Origin of the sequence: Streptomyces sp. NBC_01549 (assembly GCF_026339955.1) — a bacterium.
Taxonomy (GTDB): domain Bacteria; phylum Actinomycetota; class Actinomycetes; order Streptomycetales; family Streptomycetaceae; genus Streptomyces.
In genome coordinates this window covers 7,508,246-7,528,580 of sequence record NZ_JAPEPW010000001.1, presented here as the reverse complement: position 1 = coordinate 7,528,580, position 20,335 = coordinate 7,508,246, and the positions used below count along the sequence as shown (strand labels likewise).

Here is a 20,335-nt window from a genome sequence, read left to right as displayed (position 1 = left end):
GTCAAGCTATGATGACCGGGTGAACCCGAGAGAACGACGCGCGGCACGCCACCAGCCGCCGAACCCCGAGGCCAAAGCCGACACCAGGCCGCGGCGTCGCAAGGACCCGATCACCGTGGAACAGGTCATCGACACCGCGCTGGGCGTCATCGCCACAGAGGGCTATGAGGCACTGACCATGCGCCGGCTGGCCGGCGCACTCGACACCGGACCCGCCTCGCTCTACGCCCACGTGGTCAACAAGGCCGACCTCGACGAGCTGCTCATCGGGCGACTGCGCGCCGAGCTCGTACTCCCCGAGCCCGACCCCGCGGCATGGCGGGAGCAGATCCGCCGCGTGTGCATCCAGATTCGCGACCAGTACCTGAAATTCCCCGGAATCTCCCGCGCCGCGCTCGCCATGGCCCCCACCGACCTCGAGACCGTGCGCGTCAGCGAAGGAATGCTGGCGATCCTGCTCGCCGGCGGCGTCGCCCCGCAGGCCGCCGCCTGGGCCATCGACGCCCTCTTGTTGTACGTGGCCGCCTACTGCCTGGAAATCTCCATCGTGAACCAGCGCAAGGTCCACAACGAGGCGGAATGGGTCGTCGACACCGACGAGCTCCAGCGCCGTCTGACCACGCTGCCTGCCGAGACCTTCCCTCACACCACCCGCTACGCGGTCGAGCTCACCGCCGGCGAGGGCCACGACCGGTTCGACTTCACCCTCGCCCTGATGATCGACGGCGTCGCCCACCGCTAGGTCCTGTCCGGCGGATCAAGCCGGAGGGAAGCGACGGTGCCTCATCAGCACGGGTGAGCCACGACTGGAAGGCTTCGGAAGCGGCCGCCGCCGCGGGGACCGGGTCCACTCGTATCCGGCGTCCAGCATCTTCCGTAATCTCGGCAGCACGGCCACGGCGGGCGGGCAAATCCGGCCGAGGACATCGGCCGCCTCGTGGTGGCGGTAGCTGTCGAGCAGGTCCGCTCGGCACAGTACGCGAGTGACCAGGCAGGCGCCGAGGGACGCTGAGCGCGGGCTTGATCGCCGTTCGGCGGGTTGGCTCGCAGCCGTTCTTGAGCGGGATGTCGGCCCTTACTGCTCGACAGCTGCGGTGCGGAAGTGCTCCGCTGGTACGGTCCGATCATGCCGCGTCTGGTCGATGTTCCTGGGTACATACGCTTTTGGACCGCCTCCGCGGTCTCGGCCTTCGGTTCACAGGTAACAGGGCTCGCCCTACAGATCCTTACCGCCGTCACGTTGAGTGCATCTGCCACGCAGGTGGGCCTGGTGAACGCGGCTCGCTGGGCTCCCTACCTGCTCTTCGGCCTCGTGGCCGGGGTGCTGGTGGATCGTTGCCGGCGCAAGCCGATGATGGTGGCCATGGATCTGGGCAGGGCCGCCCTGCTCGGCGTGATTCCCCTGTTGTATGCGCTGGACCGGTTGAGCATCGCCGCACTGTGCGTATGCGTCTTCGCCTTCGGGGTGCTCTGTCTGTTCTTCGACGCGGCCAATCAGTCCTATGTGCCGCGGCTGGTACCCAAAGAACTTCTCAACGCGGGGTATGCCCGGATGGGTCAGGCCGACGCGGTGGCCGGATCGACCGGGCCGCTGATCGCCGGAGTGCTGATCAAGTTCGTCGGCGCGCCGCTCGCCGTGCTCGTGGACGCCGTCACCTATCTGCTGTCAGGCCTGCTGCTCACCTCGGTACAAGCCCACGATCCCGTTCCCGATCGAGGCGCGCGGCGCAGCCTGGGCAGGGAGCTGCGTGAAGGGGTGGCCTGGGTCTACCGTCATCGCACGCTTTCGTCCATCGCTCTGACCTCGCACGCGATGCTCCTCTTCAACACCATCGTGAGTACGGTCTTCGTGGTCTACGCGCTGCGTGAGCTGAAGATCGGGGACTTCGGTCTGGGAGTGACCTACGCCTGCGCGGGGCTCGGTGCGGTGCTCGGTGGTGCACTCTCTGAGCGGGTGTCGCGGAAGCTGGACGTCGGTGCCACCTTGATCGCGTTCCGCGTCCTCGCCGCCGTCGGCTGGCTGCCGCTGGTCCTGGCTGAGCGTGGGACGTGGGGGCTGTTCTCGGTATCGCTGGCCTTCTTCCTGGTGTCCTTGGCGATCTCGATCGAAAGCCCGGTCGAGTTGAGCTATCGCCAGTCAGTGACGCCCGACCGACTGCGCGGACGGATGAACGCCACCATCCGCTCCTTCAATTGGGGGATGGTGGCGGTCGGGGCGCCGGTGGGCGGATTGCTCGCCGACCAGGTCAGCTATCGGTTCGCTTTGTGGGTGGGCCTGTCTGGAGCGGTCATTCAGGCACTCGTACTCACGGTGTCCCGCACGCGGGAGGCCCGCGCCGCCGATGAACTCGAGCCTTTCGCGGCTGCTCAGGACTCCTGACGGATTGAGTTCCATGGGGAGTTGCCGAGGCGCCCTGGAGCTTGCCACGATCATTCGATGCTCCAAGATCCAGGTGGGGCCCTGGCCCGAGATGACGTTTTCGTACGGACGGCCGTGGCGGGCGACGACAGGGCGCTGGCAGCCGTCGTCCACAGCGCGTGGACCTGGGACGTGGGCCCGGTGCCACTCGCACCGCGGGAGCGACCATTCTCCTGTGGACATGTTCAGCAGGTCCACGACTTCGATCTCCCACGGCTTGCGTCTGACCGTCCCAGCAGTCGCCTCGCACCCCCAACTCGCGCCGTCGCAAGGGAACAAGAGATTGGTCCGGCCGGACGGCAGCCGATGGCGGTTCGGCGTCCGCCCGCGCCGGTTGATCGGGCAGGAAGACCCGCTCAGATTCGCCGCAGCGGCGGAGGCAGCCGTGGCATGCGGCCGGCGCCGCGCGGTGGTGGCAGGGTTGCGCCCGCATGTGTCGTGGGGCTGGATGCCCTGCCGACCCAGCACCGGCCGCACTGGGGGATCTACTCGAAGTGCAGGAGCCGCTGCCGCCGACCGCTGCCGAACAGCCCTTGCCCTTCAGTGAGTTGGTCGCAGCAATGGACTGGCCCGTCGTCGTCCGCGCGCATGTCTTGCATCTGCTCCGGCACCGACGTCCGGCCGTGCGTCTGGGCGAGCCTCCGGACGACCGCTCGTCGGTCTGAGTCGGCGGTGGCGGCCGGACGGGGGTGAGACGCAGAGGGAGTCGCTGGACGTGGCGGTAGGCAGCACGGTGTCCCCACGGCGTCGACTGAACGCTCGGCCACCCATCACGGGCCATGCCAGGTGAGCCCCTGCGGCAGCCGGCGGCTGATGGACTGTCGGCCCATCAGCTCGTACGGGATACCGTGAAGACGTCGGTGGTGTCATTGGTGTCGCCGCGGACGAGGTTGGTGGCCGCTGAGGAGAAGGCGATCCGGTGGTCGCTCAGCGACGTGGAGCCCACCGCGGGCCGGTCCGCCTCGGTGCCGTCGGCCGCCACGCTCACCCGCTCGACCGCGCCGGTCCTCAGGTCCTTGACGAAAACGTCGGCGAGGCCATTGGTGTCGCCAGGGACGAGGTTGGTGGCCGCCGAGACGAAAGCGACGCGGCGGCCGTCCCCGCTCAGGCTCGCGGCGGAGCTCACCCCGTTGGCCTGGGTGCCGTCGGCCGCGGTGCTGACTCGCACGGTCGTCTGGTTCTTCCGGTCGAAGGCGAACACATCGGTGGCCTTGTTGTTGTCGCCGGGCACCAAGGAGGCGACGTTGGACGAAAAGGCGAACATCCGGCCGTTCGCGCTGATCGACGAGCCGAACGAGCTCTCCTTGTAGACGAAGCGCGTGGGCCGGCTGATCTGCTCCGTCGTGCCCTTCAGCCGGTCGCGGACATAGACGTTCCTGGCGTGCGTCCAGTCGTGGTTCGGGTCCAGCTGGTCCGCCGTCTCGAAGGCGACCTGGCGGCCGTCGGCGCTGAGCGACGCCGAGAGGGAGTCGCCGTCGCCGAGAGCCCCGTCGGTACGGTACTGGACCAGTTGGTTCTTCCCCGTGCGCCGATCATGGACGATCACGTCGTCCCTGCCGTTGGTGTCGCCGGGCGCGGCGTCCGGGGTCGCGGTGGTGTACGCGACGACCCTGCCGTTCGCGCTGATGGCGGGCGAATAGTTCAGCCGGCTGCGGGGCGGGGCGTCCGGGTGACCGTGGCTGATGCGCTCGGTCCGGTGAGTGCGGCGGTCGTAGAGGTAGATGTCGTCGAGGCCGTTGTCGTCGTCCTTTGTGAGCGCGGCCGTGGTGGCCAGGACGACGTCACGGCCGTCGCCACTGAGCGCCACGCCCGTCGCCGGGCCCTCGGCGACACGCTGGGTGCGGCCGGTGCGCAGGTCGTGCACGAAGACGTCGGCGACTCCGTTCGTGTCCCCCCGGACCAGGTTGGCGGCGGACGAGACGAAGGCGATGTAGCGGCCGTTCGCACTGAGCGCGGGTGCGACGGAGGCGCCGTCGGCCTGCCGCCCGTCGGTGGCGACGGAGGCCCGGGTGGGGCCAGGTGAGGAGTGCTGTGCGGCGGCCGGTAACGCGGTGCCGGCGAGAGCGGCTGCCACGGCGGCGCTCAGTGTGGTGCGGCGTGCGAAATGCATGGAAGGTCCTCCTGTTGTTCCGTCCAAGTGCCATGTCGGTCCGTGCGAATACCTCTTTTGATCCGTGCGAGTCAGTTCCTTTCCTTGCTGGTCCCTCCAAGCCCCATACATGACGGGGCAGTTCAGTGGAGGCGACGCACGAAGCCGTCGTAGTGACCGTTGGTGTCGTCGGGGACGAGCTGCGCCGATTCGCTGCCGAGGCCGATGCGCCGGGCTCCTGCGCTCATCGAGGTGACTGCCACGGGGACGTCCAAGACGGGCCCACCGGAGACGGACTTGCTGACCAGACGGGTGGTGCCGGTGCGCAGGTCGCGGACGTAGACGGTGGAGGCGGTACTGGGGGTTTCACCTGACACCGGTTCCTCATCTCCCCAGTAGTCGAATGCGATGGTCCGGCCGTCCGCGCAGAACGAGGCGGGCATCGCGTACCGCTGTACCGGGGTGCCGTCCGGCTTGACGTTGACCTGTTCCTCCGTGCCGGTGCGGCGGTCGTGCACCCACGTGCGACCGTATGAGCTGCGCGGCACGAGCTGCGTGTACGCCACGTAGCGGCCGTCGGCGCTCAGACCCTGCAGGAGCGCGGGGTTGTCCGGGCGGTCCCGGTTGGTGATCCGCTCCACGACGCCGGTGTGGCGGTCGAGGACGTACACGGCTCCGAAGAGGTCGCCGGGGTCGGTCTCCATCCGGTCGGCCTTGGCGTTGAAGGCGATGTAGCGGGCGTCCGCCGACAAGGTGGCGCCGGCCGCGAAGGCGGAACCTCCGTCGAGGGCGACGCTGATCCGCTCCGTGGTGCCGGTTCGCCGGTCGTGCAGGTAGATGTCGTCGGCCGCGGTGTTCGTGGGCGGGTTGTCCCAGCGGACCAGGTTCCTGGCGTTGGAGCGGAACAGGATGCACCGCCCGTCGGCACTGATGGCCTGCGCGGACGACTCGCTGTCGGCCTGCGCGCCGTCCGAACTGACGCTGACCCGCTCGACGGTCCCCTTGCGCAGATCGCGCACGAACACGTCAAGGAAGCCGTTGGTGTCGCCGGGCACCAGGTTGGACGCGTACGCCGCGAAGACCGCGAAGCGGCCGGCGGCACTGAATCGCGGTCCGTACGAGTCCTCGTTGCCCTGCTCCCCCGTCGCCGACAGTGTGACCCGCTCGGTCTCCGGCTTCGGCGCCGAGGTGGCAGACGTGGCCGACAACGCGACCATCGCCCCCGTGAGCACCGCGACGGCCACCCCACGCATGGTTCTGAACACGATTCCCCCTGCGTTTCCCCGTTGACGCATCTCCCCCGGCCCCGCGCCGAGGGCTCTCTTCGAGGCAAGCGCACCATCATGCACAGGGTCAATCCGCAGAATTGAGTACAACTCGGGCGCAACATCAGACGTCCGCGAGGAGACCCTCATCCCGGGCGTCCCGTAGATGGCCGAAAACCCACGCCCGGTCCGCCCCCCGGATGCCAGAGCCGTCCCGCGTAGCCTGTCGGCCGCCTCCATCGAGATCCAGGGCACCCAGCACCCGCTCCCGAGCGTGACCCTCGCCAACGAACTCCTCGCCGTCGGCTTCTCCGCGGCCAACAGCCGCCGGGAGTGGGTGAGCGAGTGGAGGGTGCCGTGGCTCTCCGGTTACCGCGGACTGGTCCGTTGGCCGTTGAGAAAACCTCACTGCCGACTTGAACCCGACGGCCGCGAGATGTAGTCAATTCTTGAAGCAGAGGCGAGATTGGCGCCTTTGCGAAAGTCGGCCGACAGAAGGCCTCGCGTATCGCCCGGCCGACGGGGCGCGGCCCAGTAGCGGATGGGCTGATCCAATCCTAGTATTTATTTTGTTTCCTCACCTATCCTGCTGAGCGTAGCGCCATAGCCACGACAAGTAGGAGGCAGGCTCCGTGGTTGAGTCGCAGTTCGTGATCGCCCCGCCCGCCAAAGCCGCCCTGTTCCTCGTGTGCACCATGGCACCTGGCGGCGAGCCCGCTGTTCGCGACCTTCTGCAGGATGTGGCCGGGTTGCGGCGATCGGTCGGTTTCCGAGCTCCGGATGCGAAGCTGAGTTGCGTCGTCGGCATCGGCTCCGCCGCATGGGACCGGCTCTTCGAGGGACCCCGCCCGCGCGATCTGCATCCCTTCGTGGCGTTGGCGGGCTCCCGGCACCGAGCCCCGTCCACCCCCGGTGACCTGCTCTTCCATGTGCGAGCGCACCACATGGATCTCTGTTTCGAACTGGCCCAGTTGATCGGCGAACGCCTCTACGGAGCGGTCGCCGTGGTGGACGAGGTGCACGGTTTCAAGTACTTCGACGAGCGTGACCTCCTCGGCTTCGTCGACGGCACAGAGAACCCCGAGGGTGACGTCGCGGCCGACGCGGTGTTCATCGGTGACGAGGACCGCGATTTCGCGGGCGGCAGCTATGTGATCGTCCAGAAGTACCTGCACGCCCTCGCCGCCTGGAACACGCTGCCCACGCAGGAACAGGAGAAAGTCATCGGCCGCACGAAACTGGCGAACATCGAAATGCCGGACGACATCAAGCCACCGGACTCTCATGTCGCGCTGAACACCATCACCGACGCGGAGGGAAACGAACGGAAGATCGTCCGCGACAACATGCCGTTCGGCAGCATCGGGCAAAGGGAGTTCGGCACCTATTTCATCGGCTATGCGCGCACTCCGGAGGTCACCGAACAGATGCTGAGGAACATGTTCCTCGGTGACCACCCCCATACCCACGATCGCATCCTCGACTTTTCCACCGCGGTCACCGGCTGTCTGTTCTACGTACCCAGCGCCGATTTCCTCGACGACCCACCCGCCGCGCCCACCGGCGCGCCGACGACCGAGGGCTCCCTGGGGATCGGCAGTCTCAAAGGAGCCTGATCACGTGTCCACGCCCAACGGTATGAGCAACCTGCACCGCGAACTCGCGCCGATCACGCCCCAGGCATGGGCACAGATCGAGGAGGAAGCCCGCCGCACGTTCCAGCGCAACGTGGGGGGCCGCCGTGTCGTGGACGTCACCGGACCCGATGGTCCCGCGCTGGCCTCAGTCGGCACCGGCCATCTCGCCCGCATCGAAGCGCCCGGACCGGGCGTCACCGCGCTCCTGCGCCAAGCCCAGCCCTTGGTCGAACTGCGCGTCCCCTTCAAGGTCGGTCGCGACGCGGTGGACGACGTCGAGCGCGGCTCGAACGACTCCGACTGGCAACCGGTCAAGGACGCGGCACGCACCATGGCCTTCACCGAGGACCGGGCCGTCTTCGAGGGGTACGAGGCAGCGGGCATCGACGGGCTGCGCAGCCGTACCTCCCATCCGGTGCACGGCCTGCCGGCGGAAACACGTGACTACCCGGATGCTGTCAGCCGCGCGCTGACGACCCTGCGTCTGGCCGGAGTCGCCGGCCCGTATTCGCTGCTGCTGGGCGCCGACGCGTACACCTTGGTGAGCGAGACGTCCGATCACGGCTATCCGATCACGGAACACCTCAGTCGGATGCTGGACGCCCCGCCGATCTGGACGCCCGCGATCAACGGCGGTTTTCTGCTGTCCACACGCGGTGGGGACTTCGAACTGCGGCTCGGTGAGGACCTCGCGATCGGCTACACCGCGCATGACGCGAACGAGATCAAGTTGTACTTCCGCCAGAGCCTGACCTTCCTCGTGTACACCGACGAGGCCGTGGTGGCGCTCCGCTCATGACAGAACGGCAGCCGAGCAGCGCGCGGCCGGCACTCACCCGTGCGGCGGCACCGCGTGAACCGATGCGGCCAGGGTAGGAAACGGGGGCTCGGACGAGGCCGGTCGGCCGGTCGCGCGAAAGGGAGAGGGGCGGTTGGGCCATGACACTGGAGCAGGCTGACCGGGGCGTGGTGGACGCGGTCGTCGTGTACGACGGACGTCTCCTGATGGTGGCCGCGCTGGACGGTTGGGGGCTGCCGTCAGGCGCTCCGCAGCCCGCCGAATCGGCGGAGGCCGGCGCGGCGCGCCTCGTCTACGAGCTCACCGGGTATCTGGTTGACGGCTCATCGGTTCTACGGCCGCGGGGAGCGACTCGAGATGACGCCGTACGGCCTGCTGTGGTGTGCCAACTGTTGAGCCAGTCCCCCTCGGCGGAGGCGCGACTCACCCCGGAGCGGATCCGCTGGGCTCCGTTCGCCGAAGCCATCGACGCGGGGCTACCCGAAGCCGTGCGCGACTACCTCAAGGGCCATACACCCGTGTAGTGGGTGCGGGCGTCATGGCGTCTCTGTCCGGCGTGGGCACGCCTCGACGGACAGCGATCCGTATCGATCACCGCTCCGTATCGAGGGCCGATCAGCGGTGCGTATCGCGGCCGAGTGCCCGCGCGAGGAATCGCCGCCGATCGACGATCACCCGGTCGATCTCTCCCGCCGCCACAAGCTCTCCGGAGCTGTCGAGTACTCGCAGGAGGAAAGTGAGCCGTCCGCCTGCCGCGGCGGCAGGCGGTTCGGCGATGACCTCCACCCGACCGCCCACCGGCGTGGCACGGAAGTGCTCGATGCGCACCGCGGTCCCGACAGAGGTCTGACCCCTTCTGGTGAACGGCGCGGCGGCCTGCACGGTTGCCGCCTCCATCCACGCGATGAGCCTCGGAGTGGACAGCACAGGCACGTCACCGCTGCCCACCGTCACGGCGGTATCGGCATCGGTCACTTCATGACGCATATCGCTACGCTAACCCCCCAGTGCGACTACTCGCGCTTACGGGAACCGCCACCCGGTGGCTTTATCAAGATCGGTTGCTGTTTACAAGTCACGCTGTTGCGTGACATGCCGCGAAGCCCTCCGGTGAACTTTTCTGGATACAGAATTTCTCAGGTCAGTCCCCCTGTTCCCTTCGGGTGCGCCTTGCCGGCGTGAAAACATGGCTGCGGCGCCTGCCCGCCGACGCCGGTAGCTCGTTGGGACGTTGAGCCCGTAGGTCAGTCTGGTGCCGGGGCCGCAGAGGGGCCACGCACTGTTGCCATCGAGCACGCCGGTCAGATTTTCGCTCCCCCCGCGGCCCCCTGGGCAGGCGTCGGCCCGTACGGATCGATACCAGGGAGTTGTGCATGGCGGACACCGACGACGGTGGCGTCGAGGAGATCGAGCAGGCCGAGGAGCTCGTGGCCCGTGTCGCGGCGATCGATATCGCCAAGGCGTCGGGCATGGTCTGTGTGCGGGTGCCGCACGAGGACAAGCCCGGCAAGCGCGTGCAGCGGGTCTTCAACACCGTCGCGACCAGCGGCGCGATCCTGGACCTGGCCGACCACCTGGTCTGCCAGGGCGTCACCCGGGTGGTGATGGAGGCGACGTCGACCTACTGGAAGCCGTACTTCTTTCTGCTGGAATCGCGTGGTCTGGAGTGCTGGCTGGTCAACGCCCGTGACGTCAAGAACGTCCCGGGCCGGCCCAAAACCGACCGCCTGGACGCGGTCTGGCTGGCCAAGCTCACCGAACGCGGCATGCTCCGGCCCTCGTTCGTACCCCCGAAGCCGGTCCGTGAACTGCGCGATCTGACCCGGGCCCGGGCCGTCATGACCCACGAGCGCACCCGCCACAAGCAGCGCACCGAGAAACTCCTCGAGGACGCCCAGATCAAGCTGTCCACCGTGATCGCCGACATCTTCGGCGTCTCCGGCCGGGCCATGCTGGAGGCACTGATCGCGGGCGAACGCAGCCCCAAGGCGTTGGCGGACCTGGCCCACGGCACCATCAAGGCCAGCCACAGCACCCTGGCCGAGGCCCTGACCGGCCGGTTCGAAGAACACCACGCCTTCATGTGCCGGATGCTGCTGGACACCGTCGACTACCTCACCGTGCAGATCGACAAGCTCACCGCCCGGATCACCCTGCGTCTGGCCGAGCTGTCCACCACCGAGGACGACGAAGGCCCCGGACAGGGCACCCTCATACCGATCACCGACACCGAACGCCTCGACGAGATCCCCGGCGTCGGCCCCAGCACCGCGCAGGTCATCCTCGCCGAGACCGGCCTGGACATGACGGTCTTCCCCACCGCCGGCCATCTCGTGTCCTGGGCGAAACTCTCCCCACGCACCCTCCAGTCCGGAAACAAGAACACCTCCGGCCCCACCGGCAAAGGCAACCCCTGGCTCCGCGGCGCCCTCGGCGAAGCAGCAATCTCCGCCGCCCGCACCGACACCTTCCTCGGCGCCCGCTACCGCCGCATCGTCAAACGCCGCGGCCACATGAAAGCCCTGGTCGCCGTCGCCCGCTCCATCCTGGTCGCCGTCTGGCACCTCATGAACGACCCGACCGCCCGCTACCGAGACCTCGGCCCCGACTTCCACACCCGCAACCTCGACCCGGCCCGCAAGAGCCGCGACCTCGTCCGCCAGCTCAAGGCCCTCGGCCACGACGTCACCCTCACCCCGGCAGCCGCCTGACATCCCACGACCCCACCGCCCCACACCAGCCCCCGACCGTCACCATCGAGGGGCTATCTCGCCATCCCCATCTGACCGTTGAGTTTTCCGGTCAGGAGATTCTCATGCGGATCATCACCATCGCGGCCGCCGTCATCGTCGGTGCTTTCTCCAGCATCACCTATGTGCGCTACGTCTCGTCGCGCAGCCCAGGACGACCGCTCCCGCTGCTCTCCACCCGGCTCGCGAATTTCCCTCTATGGGCCGACGTGGCGTTCACCACGGGCTGGATCGTCAGCTCATTCGTGCTCGTTTTCACGCTGCCTATCTGGGTGGGACTGGCCACTTGTTGCGGGGCCACGCTACTCCCCTTCGAGGTGCTGCGCCGCCGTCACAACCGCCAGGTCAGAGACCGCATACTCACTCCGTGAACGTGCCGGAGCCGGCCCCCTTACGAACAGCTCGCTCTCACACGGCAGCTGTAGTTCGTGAGGCGTGAGGCATCGCCGCTGGCCAGCGTGGTGGGTGGGGTGCCTGCGGCAGGGGTACGGCCACCGGCATCGTGATCTTGTGTGACGAAGAATCAAGAAGCGGTGGCCGCGCAGGCCACGGTAGTACACGCCGGGTGGGACGGGTTGTTCGAGGGGTTGATGGGCCGGTTCGCGAGCTGCTTCCCGCGCCGGGAGACCCGGCTGACCTGCCGGAACATGGTCTCTGGGCTGCTGATGGTCAAGGAATCGGCGAACTGCTGGTCGTTGGCCGAGGCGATCGGCCACAGCGGTCCGCATGTCCTGCAGCACTTCTTGTCGAGGGCCCGCTTCGACACCGAGGCAGTCCGCCGGTCGGTCGCGGCCTGGACGGTGGAGCAACTCGGCGAGAGGAGGTGATGTTGGTGGTGGACGAGACGGGCGATGAGAAGTCGTCCCTCGACGCGGTCGGCGCGGCCCGGCAGTACTCCGGGGCGCTGGGCGGGATCGGGCTGTGCCAGGTCGCGGTACACCTCTCCTACGTGAGTGCCGAGGGGCACGCGCTGGTCGACCGTCGGCTGTACCTGGGCGAGGCATGGGCGGCGGACGACGAGCGCCGTGAGCTGGTCGGGGTGCCCGACGAGAGGGTGTTCGCCACCAAGCCGCAACTGGCCGGCGACATGCTGGAGGACGCCCACGCCTCGGGGGTGCACACCGCGTGGGTGGCCGCCGACGAGGTCTACGGTGGACGGGAGTTGCGTGCGCGGATCCGTGCGCTGGGCTACGGCTACGCGATCGCGGTACCCACCAGCCACCGGGTCACCACCCCGGGCGCCGGGAAGAAGAAGGTCACCGCGCTGCTGGAGCGGGTGCCGAAGCGGGCCTGGATGCGGCTGAGGACCGGCCATGGCACCAAGGCCGAGCGGCTCTACGACTGGGCGATGATCGACGTGAACCCCGACGATGCGCCGCCCGGACAGGCCGCCGGGCACAGCCAGGTCCTGGTCCGACGCCACCGCCGCACCGGCACCCTTTCCTTCTACCGGACCTGGCACCCCGACCCGCAGCCGATATCGGTGCTGGTCAGCGCGGTCTGCCGCAGGTGGCGGGTCGAGGAGGACTTCCAGGGAGCCAAGGGCCTGGCCCACCTCGACACCGGCCAGGTCACCTGCTGGACGTCCTGGCACCGCTGGAGCCTCATGTCAATGATCGCCTACGCACTTCTGGCCGTCGGCGCCCTCCACGAGCGGCAACGCGCCCACCCCGCCAACTCCGACGACGAGTTGGCCATGGTGCCCGTCAGCCCGCGCGAACTCCTCGCGCTATTGCGGGTCTTCGCCCTGCCAAGGCCCCGCCAGGACACCGATCCGGCACACGCCCTGCGCTGGTCGAACTGGCGTCGCCGACACCAGCATCGCGCGACGGCCTGCCACCGCCGCTGGAACAACGTCACAGCAGTGGCCATCGCATGACAGGAACCTCACGAGTCACGAACTACAGCTGCCGTGTCTCAGCGCGCTTCGACGATTCGATTCGGCAAGTAGGAAATCCCGAGGTTCTCGCGAAGGCATGGAACGAATACCAGGAGCAGCTCGGTTTTAGGCGCTACCAGGCACACCGAGATCCCCGTCCGCTCACGCGCGGGACCAGTCCATCGTGGGAGATCTGGGGCTTGCGGCAAGGCCCGGGTCGTGCCGCAGAATCGTCGGCCGAGGCCACAACTTACGGAAACGGAAGTCCGGATGCGTGTGTTGTTGACGACGTATGGGTCGCGCGGGGACGTCGAACCGCTGGCGGGACTCGCAGTGCGGTTGCGCGCACGCGGCGCGGAGGTGCGGGTGTGTGCCCCGCCGGACAAGGAGTTCGCGGAGCTGCTGGCCGGGGTCGGCGTGCCGCTGGTGCCGATCGGCGAGCCGGTGCGCCCGTTCATACACGGGGCGACGCCGCCGCCGGCGGCGGATCTGTCCTGGCGTCGCGTCGAGTTGGTCGCCGCGCAGTTCGACACGGTCGCCGCGGCGGCGGAGGGATGTGACGCGCTGGTGGCGGCTGGCTTGATGCAGGTCGCCGCGCGGTCGGTGGCCGAGAAGCTGGGTATCCGCTACGTGTACGCGAGCTACCAGCCGGTCGCCCTGCCGTCGCCGCACCACCCGCCTTCGCAGCGTCCGGGCTGGCCGTTACCGCCGGAGTTGGCCGACAACAGGGCGCTGTGGGACCTGGATGCCCAGGGCATTCAGGAACTGTTCGGCACGGCACTCAACGAGAACCGGGCGTCGATCGGCCTGCCACCGGTGGCCGACGTCCGCGACCACGTCTTCACCGACCGCCCGTGGCTGGCGGCGGACCCGGTCCTGGGGCCGTGGCAGGAATCGGCGGACCTCTACGTCGTGCAGACCGGCGCGTGGATCCTGCCCGACGAACGCCCGCTCCCCGCCGAGCTGATGGCGTTCCTGGACGCCGGCGCACCGCCGGTCTATGTGGGCTTCGGCAGCATGCGCGCTCCGAAGGACGTCGCCCGGGCGGCCATCGAGGCCATCCGCGCGCAGGGCCGCCGCTCGGTCGTCTCCCACGGCTGGGCCGACCTGGCCCTGATCGACGACCGGGACGACTGCTTCGCTGTCGGCGAGGTCAATCAGCAGGCACTGTTCGGCTGGGTGGCCGCCGTAGTGCACCACGGCGGCGCGGGCACCACGACGACGGCCGCCCGGGCCGGCGCGCCCCAGGTGGTCGTACCCCAGATGGTGGACCAGCCGTACTGGGCCGGCCGGGTGGCCGACCTGGGCATCGGCGCGGCACACGACGGCCCCGCTCCAACCACCGAGTCCCTGTCGGCCGCGCTCAGGACGGCCCTGACCCCCGAGACCCTCGCACGAGCGACCGCCGTGGCCGCCACGGTGCGCGCCGACGGTGCGACCGTGGCCGCGAAGCTGCTGCTCGACGCGGTCAGCGGGGAAGGGCCGCCCGCGTCCGCGTGAACCACGCGGACATGTCGAGCCAGGTACCGGCTTCCCGAACTCGGCGACAGTCTTCCGGAGGGTGACCGCGTCCGGCGCACCATCGAAAGCACCGAACGGGCGGAGAACCACGGTCCCCCGCCGCCTTCGTCATCCACAAGCCGTCATTCACAAGTCACGTCATCCACGATCCCAGGCCGAGCACTCGCACCCGGCCTGATGCCATAAGCCCCTGACCCCGCTCTTGCCGTGCCGAACAGCTACGACCCACTACCGTTGTGGCTTGTGAGCGTGAGCATCCGTTTGTCGCTTTCCGCAGTCCCACGGCTCGCCGCCGCAGTCGCCGTCGGAGCGGCGGTCGGCGTGGCCGTCGGCTTATCGAGCGACACACCGCTGGCCATTCTCTCGGGTATCGCCGCGACCCAGACATTCTTCGTCGTGGTCGGCTGGATGGTGCTGTGGCCAATGGACGCCGTCGCGACCCGCCGTAACGCCCGACGCGAGGATCTGCGCCCCATCGCCGAGGAAATCGTCGTCGTCACGGTCGCTCTGTGCGGCCTGGTCGGCATCGTGGTATTCCTGCTCGGCAACTCCGACAGCGGCCACGCCGCGATGGCGCTGCTCGGCGTGTTCATGGCCTGGGCGGCACTGCATCTGATGTACGCCACCCGCTACGCGTACCTCTACTACCTGCCTTCCGCGGGCGGAATCGATTTCAACTCCGACCAGCCGCCGGCGTACAGGGACTTCTTCTACTTCAGCTATAACCTCGGTATGACCTACCAGGTCTCCGACACCGACGTCTCAAGTGCGACGATCCGCTCGATCGTGCTACGGCACACACTGCTGTCGTACGTCTTCGGCACCAGTATTCTGGCCACCGCCATCAACCTTTTCGCAGGAATCCTCGTGCACTGATCTCAAGAAGTCCGCTGGGATACCGCACTTCCACCTGACGGACAACGATGCCCCACCGTCACCGCACCAATTCTCCCGCCTCAGCCGCCGCCGGCCGGGGATCTTCCGCCGCACGGTTGACGCGCGTGCTCTCGCCTCCTGGCGCGCTCACCCTGCACCAGGTGGACGGAGCGCTCCTCTTCGCGCGGCGCTGGCCATGGCACTGCCCGCATCGGCGTTGGTGTTCTCCGGACGTACCGCGCTCGCCGTCTATCCCATGCTGGGCGCCTTCACCACCACATTCGGGCGCAACCTGCCCTACCGCCGTAGCGCCCGCGTCCTCGCCGCGGCCGCGGTGGCCATGACGATGTGCGTCGTCTGCGGTGCGGCGCTCGCCGCGCTGACCGATCCACGAGCGGGAGGTTTCGGCACTGTCGTGGTGATCGCCGCGATGGCAGTGACGGCCGGCCTGGCGAAGTTCCTCTGCGATGCGACGCGGCTCAGTGGCCTCGGTGCCGTGCTGATGCTCTTCTCGTTCGCCGTGGCGGCCAACGGCCCAGCCGTCAGTCTCGGCGACGTGCTCGCCCAGACAGGGCTCGCCGCAACGGGGGCTGTCACGGCCTGGGGACTGGCTCTGGTGGGTTGGGCCGTACACCCGGACCGTCCGCAGCGCCTCGCGGTGGCGGTGGCCCTGAGAGAACTCGCCGGCCTGCTTGAACCGGGCGGAGGAGCCGATGGAACGCGGCACACACGGCACCGGGCAACCGCCGCTGTCCTCCAGGCGTACCAATCGCTCGGCCTGAGTCCCCTGACAACCGGCCGGCAACGCGGCGAGCGGAGCACGACCTGTGTCCTTCTCGCCGATCTGGCCTGGTCACTCCTGATCACCTCGGCACGCCGGCAGACGCCCGATGCCACGACAGCCCGGTATCTGCATGCGCAGGCCCGGCTCCTGACCCTCAGATACCGCCGCCTTCCTTCCCTTCTGCCACAGCTGACGTCCCTGTATCCCCTTTGCGGCGACGCGGCAACCGCCCGTCCGGCGGAGGCCCGCATCCGGGACACCATGGCCCAAGCCCTGGACGGCTTCGAGGACTTCAACCGCCGCGTCCGACTGCCATTGGGGTTCCGGATCAAGCAACCGGCCCGCGAACTCGTCTTCCTCACCCCGTCCGGCCGGGCCGAGTTCTCCGCCGCCGCGCTGCCGGACGTCGTGCCCCAGGACGACATGCTGGTTCTGCAGACGATGCGCTCCCACGACCAGTGGAACACGACCATCTACTCCGACGACGACCGCTATCGGGGCATCAAGAACCTGCGCACCCTCGTCCTCATGAACCGCGCCGACATGCGCTCCCGCGGCATCACTCCCGGCAGCCTGGTCGACATCACGGCCACCTCCAAGGACGGCAGCAAGCGCTCCCTCACCGGGTACCGGGCGTTGAGCTACGACATGCCCCGCGGCTGCGCGGCGGGGTACATGCCCGAAATGAACGCCCTCATCGGCGCGGCCGACTACAGCACACAAAGCGCTCAGCCACTGATGAAGAACGTCAAAGTCCGTGTCGCCCCGAGTGACTCAGGTACGAGCAGCGCCTGAGGACCCGTCTGAGCCCGGCGCGTCGCCGTCGAGGGCCGCGGCACGGAGGGCGGCTGCCACGCGGGTGACCGCATCGGTCGGCGGGTGGGGAAGACGGGCCAGGAACAGGCGCCGCTGCTCCTGGGGCCCACCACGCACGGGCAGGATGCGTACACCTGGCGGCGCGGCGGAGGCGAGTGCGGGCGGCACGGTGGTCAGCCCGCACCCGGCGGCGACGAGGTGAAGCTTGGCCAGCCAGTCACGGGCGGTGTGCGCGATCTCGGGCCGTTCGTCCAGACCTGGCCACACCCCCATCAGCCGGTCCTCGCCGGAGGAGGAGCCCGCGATCCAGCGCTGACCACGCAAGTCGGCCACGTCGACGAAGGCGCCGCGGGCGAGCGGGTGGGCGGCGGGCACCGCCAGACACAGCGCGCGTTCGGTGAGCGTGTTCAGCACCAGTGGGGGCGACTCGGCGTCCGGCGGGCGAAACGGTGGCGCCGACGCCAGGAGGGCGAGATCCAGGCTGCCGGCCCGCACGGCGCGCACGAGCGCCGGGGTGCTGCCTTCTCGGCTGACGATGTGAAGGCCGGGGTCCGTACGGCGCAGCGCGACCAGGGCCTGGGGCAGCAGTACGGCCCCGGCACTGGGGAACCACCCCAGCCGGACCGTACCGGTTTGCCTCGGCAGGCCGGACAGTTCGCGCGCGGTCGCGTCGATCTCGTCGAGCACGGTCGTCGCGCGGCGCATGACGACGAGGCCGGCCGCGGTCAGCCGTACTCCGTCGCGCCGCCGCTCCAGCAGCTCTGCCCCTGCCACGCGTTCGATCGCGGCGATCTGCCGGGACACCGCGGACTGGGTATAGCCCAGCGACGACGCGGCCGCGGTGAAAGTCCCCTGTTCGGCCACGGCGCGGAAGACGCGCAGCGCGGTCAGCGACACATCCGTGAAGTCCATGGCGATTCCAAATCCATGATGATTACGCATACTAGCTGTGCCTAAATCTCGTTGGACTCATGGCATCGGCGTTTCTAGCGTGGCATGCATGGACAGTTCACGAATCGCCCTCGTCACGGGCGCGAACCAGGGACTCGGACGCGCACTCGCCGAAGGGCTGGCGGCCCGCATGGGCCCGGACGACCTTGTGCTGCTCACCGGCCGCCACCACCGGCGCGTCTCGGACGCCGCCCGCGAAGTGGCGCAACTGCCCGGCACACGCAGCCACGTCCAGGGCCGGGTCCTGGACGTCACCGACACCGACGCCATCGCCAAGCTCGCCGACGAGCTCCGGACACGGCACAGCGGGGTCGACGTCGTGATCTCCAACGCCGTCGCCCGGATACTGCCCGACGAGTCCCAGGCCGAACGCGCCGACGAAGTCATCGATGTCTCGAACACCGCCACCCACGCTGTCCTGCGCTCGTACGGCCCCGTCCTGCGCCCGGGCGGTCGGCTGATCGTCGTGGCCAGCAGCCTGGGCACTCTCGGCCACCTCGATCCACGGCTGCACCACCTGTTCGACGGCGCGAGCCTCGACCAGGTCGAGTACGCCGTCGAATCCTGGCGCAGCGTCATCCACAACAAGACCGCCGAGGAGTCGGGCTGGCCACGCTGGCTGAACGTGCCCTCGAAGGTGGCCCAGGTCGCCGCTGTCCGCGCGGTCGCGGCCGAGCGCCGCGAGCACGACCTCGCCGACAACATCCTGATCGCCTCCGTGTGCCCCGGCATGGTCGACACGGCCACCTCCCGGCCCTGGTTCAGCGACTTCAGCCAGGCCCAGTCCCCTTCCGAGGCCGCCCGTGCGGTGCTCGACCTGGTCTTCGCCGAGCAAGTCGATCCCGCCCTCTACGGCGAGCTGATCCGCTTCGGCAAGGCCCTGCCCTGGCGCGGCGGGACTCCGCCGACGGAGCAGGACCAACTGGTCAGGCCTTGACCACAGAAGGCCGCGCGCACCGGCACAGCGACTCGTGCGCACGGCGACTTCAGCGCATGGCAACTTCAGCACACGGCAAGGAGTTCACCCTTGAGCATCATCACGACCCCGTTCGGTTTCTCCAGCACGGCCACCGAGCTCGCGCAGGGAATCGACCTCACCGGCCGCCGCGTGGTGGTGACCGGAGCCTCGTCCGGCCTCGGGGCGGCAACGGCCCGCGCCCTGGCCGGTACCGGTGCGGAAGTCACCCTCGCCGTCCAGGACATGGCGGCGGGTGAACGTGTCGCCAAGGACATCACCGGTTCGACCGGCAACCAGGAGGTGCGTGTCGCACATCTGAACCTGGCGGATCCCGCGTCCGTCGCCGCTTTCACCGCCGCCTGGGAGGGCCCCTGCACGTGCTGGTGAACAACGCGGGTGTCATGGCCTGTCCCGAGGAGTACACCGAACAGGGCTGGGAGCGGCAGTTCGCCACCAACCACCTCGGCCACTTCGCTCTCGCCACTGGCCTGCACGACGCGTTGGCCGCCGACGGCGCCGCCTGCATCGTCGTGGTCAGCTCCACGGGTCATCAGCAGTCCCCGGTGGTGTTCGACGACGTCAACTTCGCTTTCCGTCCCTACGATCCATGGCTCGCCTACGGTCAGTCCAAGACCGCGGGTGTCCTCTTCGCGCTGGAGGCGACCCGGCGCTGGGGCGGCGACGGCATCACCGCCAACGCGCTGACGCCGGGCGCCATTTACACCAACCTCCAGCGCCACACCGGCGGCCGCGGCAGCGGGAGGGTTCCGGCCCACTTCATCAAGACCGTCGAGCAGGGCGCCGCCACCTCGGTGCTTCTCGCCACGTCCCCGCTCCTCGAAGGCGTCGGCGGCCGCTACTTCGTCGACTGCGACGAAACCGAGGTCATCGAACGTCGCTCCGGCACGCTGCAGGGTGTCGCACGCTACGCCGTCGACCCGGACAACGCACGACGGCTCTGGACGCTGGCGGAGCAGTTGCTGGCCAACTCCCATTGAACCCTCCCGGCGGGCGGCACCGCACGCGGCCCGCCGCGCTGGGGCGACGCTCGCCTCCTTCGTGGCACCTCGAGGTCGGACACACCGGCGTCCTCACCCGAATGCTCAGCGAGCACATCGCTCTGGGGCAGGTGGCGTCGGATCATTCCGTCAGGCCGGCTTCACGGTCTTCATCGTGAAGTGCGAGGTGACGTTCTTGATCCGAGGAATGGTCATGACGTGCCGGCTGAGGAAGGTCTCGTAGGCGGGCAGGTCCGCGACTGCCACGCGTACGAAGTAGTCCGGGCTGCCGAACAGCCTGCGCAGTTCGATGACCTCCTCGGCCTGCGTCAGGGTCCGCTCGAAGCGCTCGACCGTCTCCGCGTCCTGGGCTTCGAGGCTGAGGTCGATGAGCACCTCGAAGGAGCGGCCCACGGCGGTGGGCTCGATGACAGCCCGGTACCCGCGGATGACCCCGTCGGCCTCCAGTCGCTGGACGCGCCGCAGGCACGGCCCGGTCGTGAGCCCGACCCGCTGCGCCAGCGCGACGTTGGTCAGCCGCCCGTCCCGCTCCAGCTCGGCAATGATTGCCAGATCGATCGCATCCATGGCAG

General features: G+C 68.7%; 16 protein-coding genes and 3 pseudogenes. 14 read left to right on the top strand and 5 right to left on the bottom strand.

Annotated features, from left to right (window positions below; translation table 11 throughout):
- Positions 1-19 precede the first annotated feature (19 nt).
- A complete protein-coding gene (locus tag OG819_RS33755) occupies positions 20-742 on the top strand; it encodes a TetR/AcrR family transcriptional regulator (protein WP_266652403.1) in 723 nt (240 codons plus the stop codon).
- A gap of 384 nt (positions 743-1,126) precedes the next feature.
- Positions 1,127-2,380, top strand: coding sequence for an MFS transporter (locus tag OG819_RS33750; protein ID WP_266652401.1), 1,254 nt, complete (start codon positions 1,127-1,129; stop codon positions 2,378-2,380).
- Positions 2,381-3,248: 868 nt separating this feature from the next.
- Here OG819_RS33750 and OG819_RS33745 read toward each other — a convergent pair.
- Entirely contained in the window at positions 3,249-4,529 is a 1,281-nt protein-coding gene (locus tag OG819_RS33745) for a hypothetical protein (protein WP_266638526.1), read from the bottom strand.
- A 122-nt stretch (positions 4,530-4,651) separates the two neighbouring features.
- On the bottom strand, positions 4,652-5,773 hold the full coding sequence (locus OG819_RS33740) for a hypothetical protein (protein WP_266652399.1): 1,122 nt from the start codon (positions 5,771-5,773) through the stop codon (positions 4,652-4,654).
- Positions 5,774-5,939: 166 nt separating this feature from the next.
- Between OG819_RS33740 and OG819_RS33735 the strand changes: the two genes are divergently transcribed.
- The 4 genes from OG819_RS33735 (at position 5,940) to OG819_RS33720 (ending at position 8,733) form a co-directional block, all read left to right on the top strand.
- Positions 5,940-6,215, top strand: coding sequence for a hypothetical protein (locus tag OG819_RS33735; RefSeq protein ID WP_323138080.1), 276 nt, complete (start codon positions 5,940-5,942; stop codon positions 6,213-6,215).
- Between the two features lie 190 nt (positions 6,216-6,405).
- Positions 6,406-7,389, top strand: a complete 984-nt coding sequence (locus OG819_RS33730) for a Dyp-type peroxidase (RefSeq protein ID WP_266638528.1) — start codon at positions 6,406-6,408, stop codon at positions 7,387-7,389.
- Positions 7,390-7,411: 22 nt separating this feature from the next.
- Positions 7,412-8,209, top strand: coding sequence for a family 1 encapsulin nanocompartment shell protein (locus OG819_RS33725; protein WP_266638772.1), 798 nt, complete (start codon positions 7,412-7,414; stop codon positions 8,207-8,209).
- Positions 8,210-8,349: 140 nt separating this feature from the next.
- A complete protein-coding gene (locus tag OG819_RS33720) occupies positions 8,350-8,733 on the top strand; it encodes an NUDIX domain-containing protein (protein WP_266652397.1) in 384 nt (127 codons plus the stop codon).
- A gap of 91 nt (positions 8,734-8,824) precedes the next feature.
- On the opposite strand, the gene OG819_RS33715 is transcribed toward OG819_RS33720, so the two are convergent.
- Positions 8,825-9,196, bottom strand: coding sequence for a thioesterase family protein (locus OG819_RS33715; RefSeq protein WP_266638530.1), 372 nt, complete (start codon positions 9,194-9,196; stop codon positions 8,825-8,827).
- 386 nt (positions 9,197-9,582) lie between these two features.
- Between OG819_RS33715 and OG819_RS33710 the strand changes: the two genes are divergently transcribed.
- The 6 genes and pseudogenes from OG819_RS33710 (at position 9,583) to OG819_RS33680 (ending at position 16,814) form a co-directional block, all read left to right on the top strand.
- On the top strand, positions 9,583-10,920 hold the full coding sequence (locus tag OG819_RS33710; protein WP_266647905.1) for an IS110 family transposase: 1,338 nt from the start codon (positions 9,583-9,585) through the stop codon (positions 10,918-10,920).
- A 104-nt stretch (positions 10,921-11,024) separates the two neighbouring features.
- The gene (locus OG819_RS33705) at positions 11,025-11,330 is read left to right on the top strand and encodes a hypothetical protein (protein ID WP_266652395.1); all 306 of its coding nucleotides are present in this window, start codon (positions 11,025-11,027) and stop codon (positions 11,328-11,330) included.
- A gap of 219 nt (positions 11,331-11,549) precedes the next feature.
- Positions 11,550-12,838, top strand: a pseudogene (locus OG819_RS33695) (IS701 family transposase).
- Positions 12,839-13,108: 270 nt separating this feature from the next.
- Complete coding sequence (locus OG819_RS33690; RefSeq protein ID WP_266652389.1) at positions 13,109-14,338, top strand: glycosyltransferase; 1,230 nt, start codon at positions 13,109-13,111, stop codon at positions 14,336-14,338.
- Between the two features lie 270 nt (positions 14,339-14,608).
- Complete coding sequence (locus tag OG819_RS33685; RefSeq protein ID WP_266638773.1) at positions 14,609-15,235, top strand: DUF1345 domain-containing protein; 627 nt, start codon at positions 14,609-14,611, stop codon at positions 15,233-15,235.
- A 47-nt stretch (positions 15,236-15,282) separates the two neighbouring features.
- Positions 15,283-16,814: pseudogene (locus OG819_RS33680) on the top strand (molybdopterin dinucleotide binding domain-containing protein).
- Here the strand turns inward: OG819_RS33680 and OG819_RS33675 are convergent.
- The gene (locus tag OG819_RS33675; protein ID WP_266652387.1) at positions 16,794-17,747 is read right to left on the bottom strand and encodes a LysR family transcriptional regulator; all 954 of its coding nucleotides are present in this window, start codon (positions 17,745-17,747) and stop codon (positions 16,794-16,796) included. The pseudogene OG819_RS33680 and the gene OG819_RS33675 sit on opposite strands and share 21 nt — an antisense overlap.
- Positions 17,748-17,835: 88 nt before the next feature.
- Here OG819_RS33675 and OG819_RS33670 point away from each other — a divergent pair, with 88 nt between their 5' ends.
- Together OG819_RS33670 and OG819_RS33665 are read left to right on the top strand one after the other, a co-directional pair.
- Positions 17,836-18,723: an SDR family NAD(P)-dependent oxidoreductase gene (locus OG819_RS33670; RefSeq protein WP_266638534.1), complete on the top strand. Its 888-nt coding sequence runs from the start codon at positions 17,836-17,838 to the stop codon at positions 18,721-18,723.
- Positions 18,724-18,813: 90 nt separating this feature from the next.
- A pseudogene (locus OG819_RS33665) lies at positions 18,814-19,742 on the top strand (SDR family NAD(P)-dependent oxidoreductase).
- A 150-nt stretch (positions 19,743-19,892) separates the two neighbouring features.
- Here OG819_RS33665 and OG819_RS33660 read toward each other — a convergent pair.
- Positions 19,893-20,330, bottom strand: coding sequence for an Lrp/AsnC family transcriptional regulator (locus OG819_RS33660; protein ID WP_266652385.1), 438 nt, complete (start codon positions 20,328-20,330; stop codon positions 19,893-19,895).
- Positions 20,331-20,335: the final 5 nt, after the last annotated feature.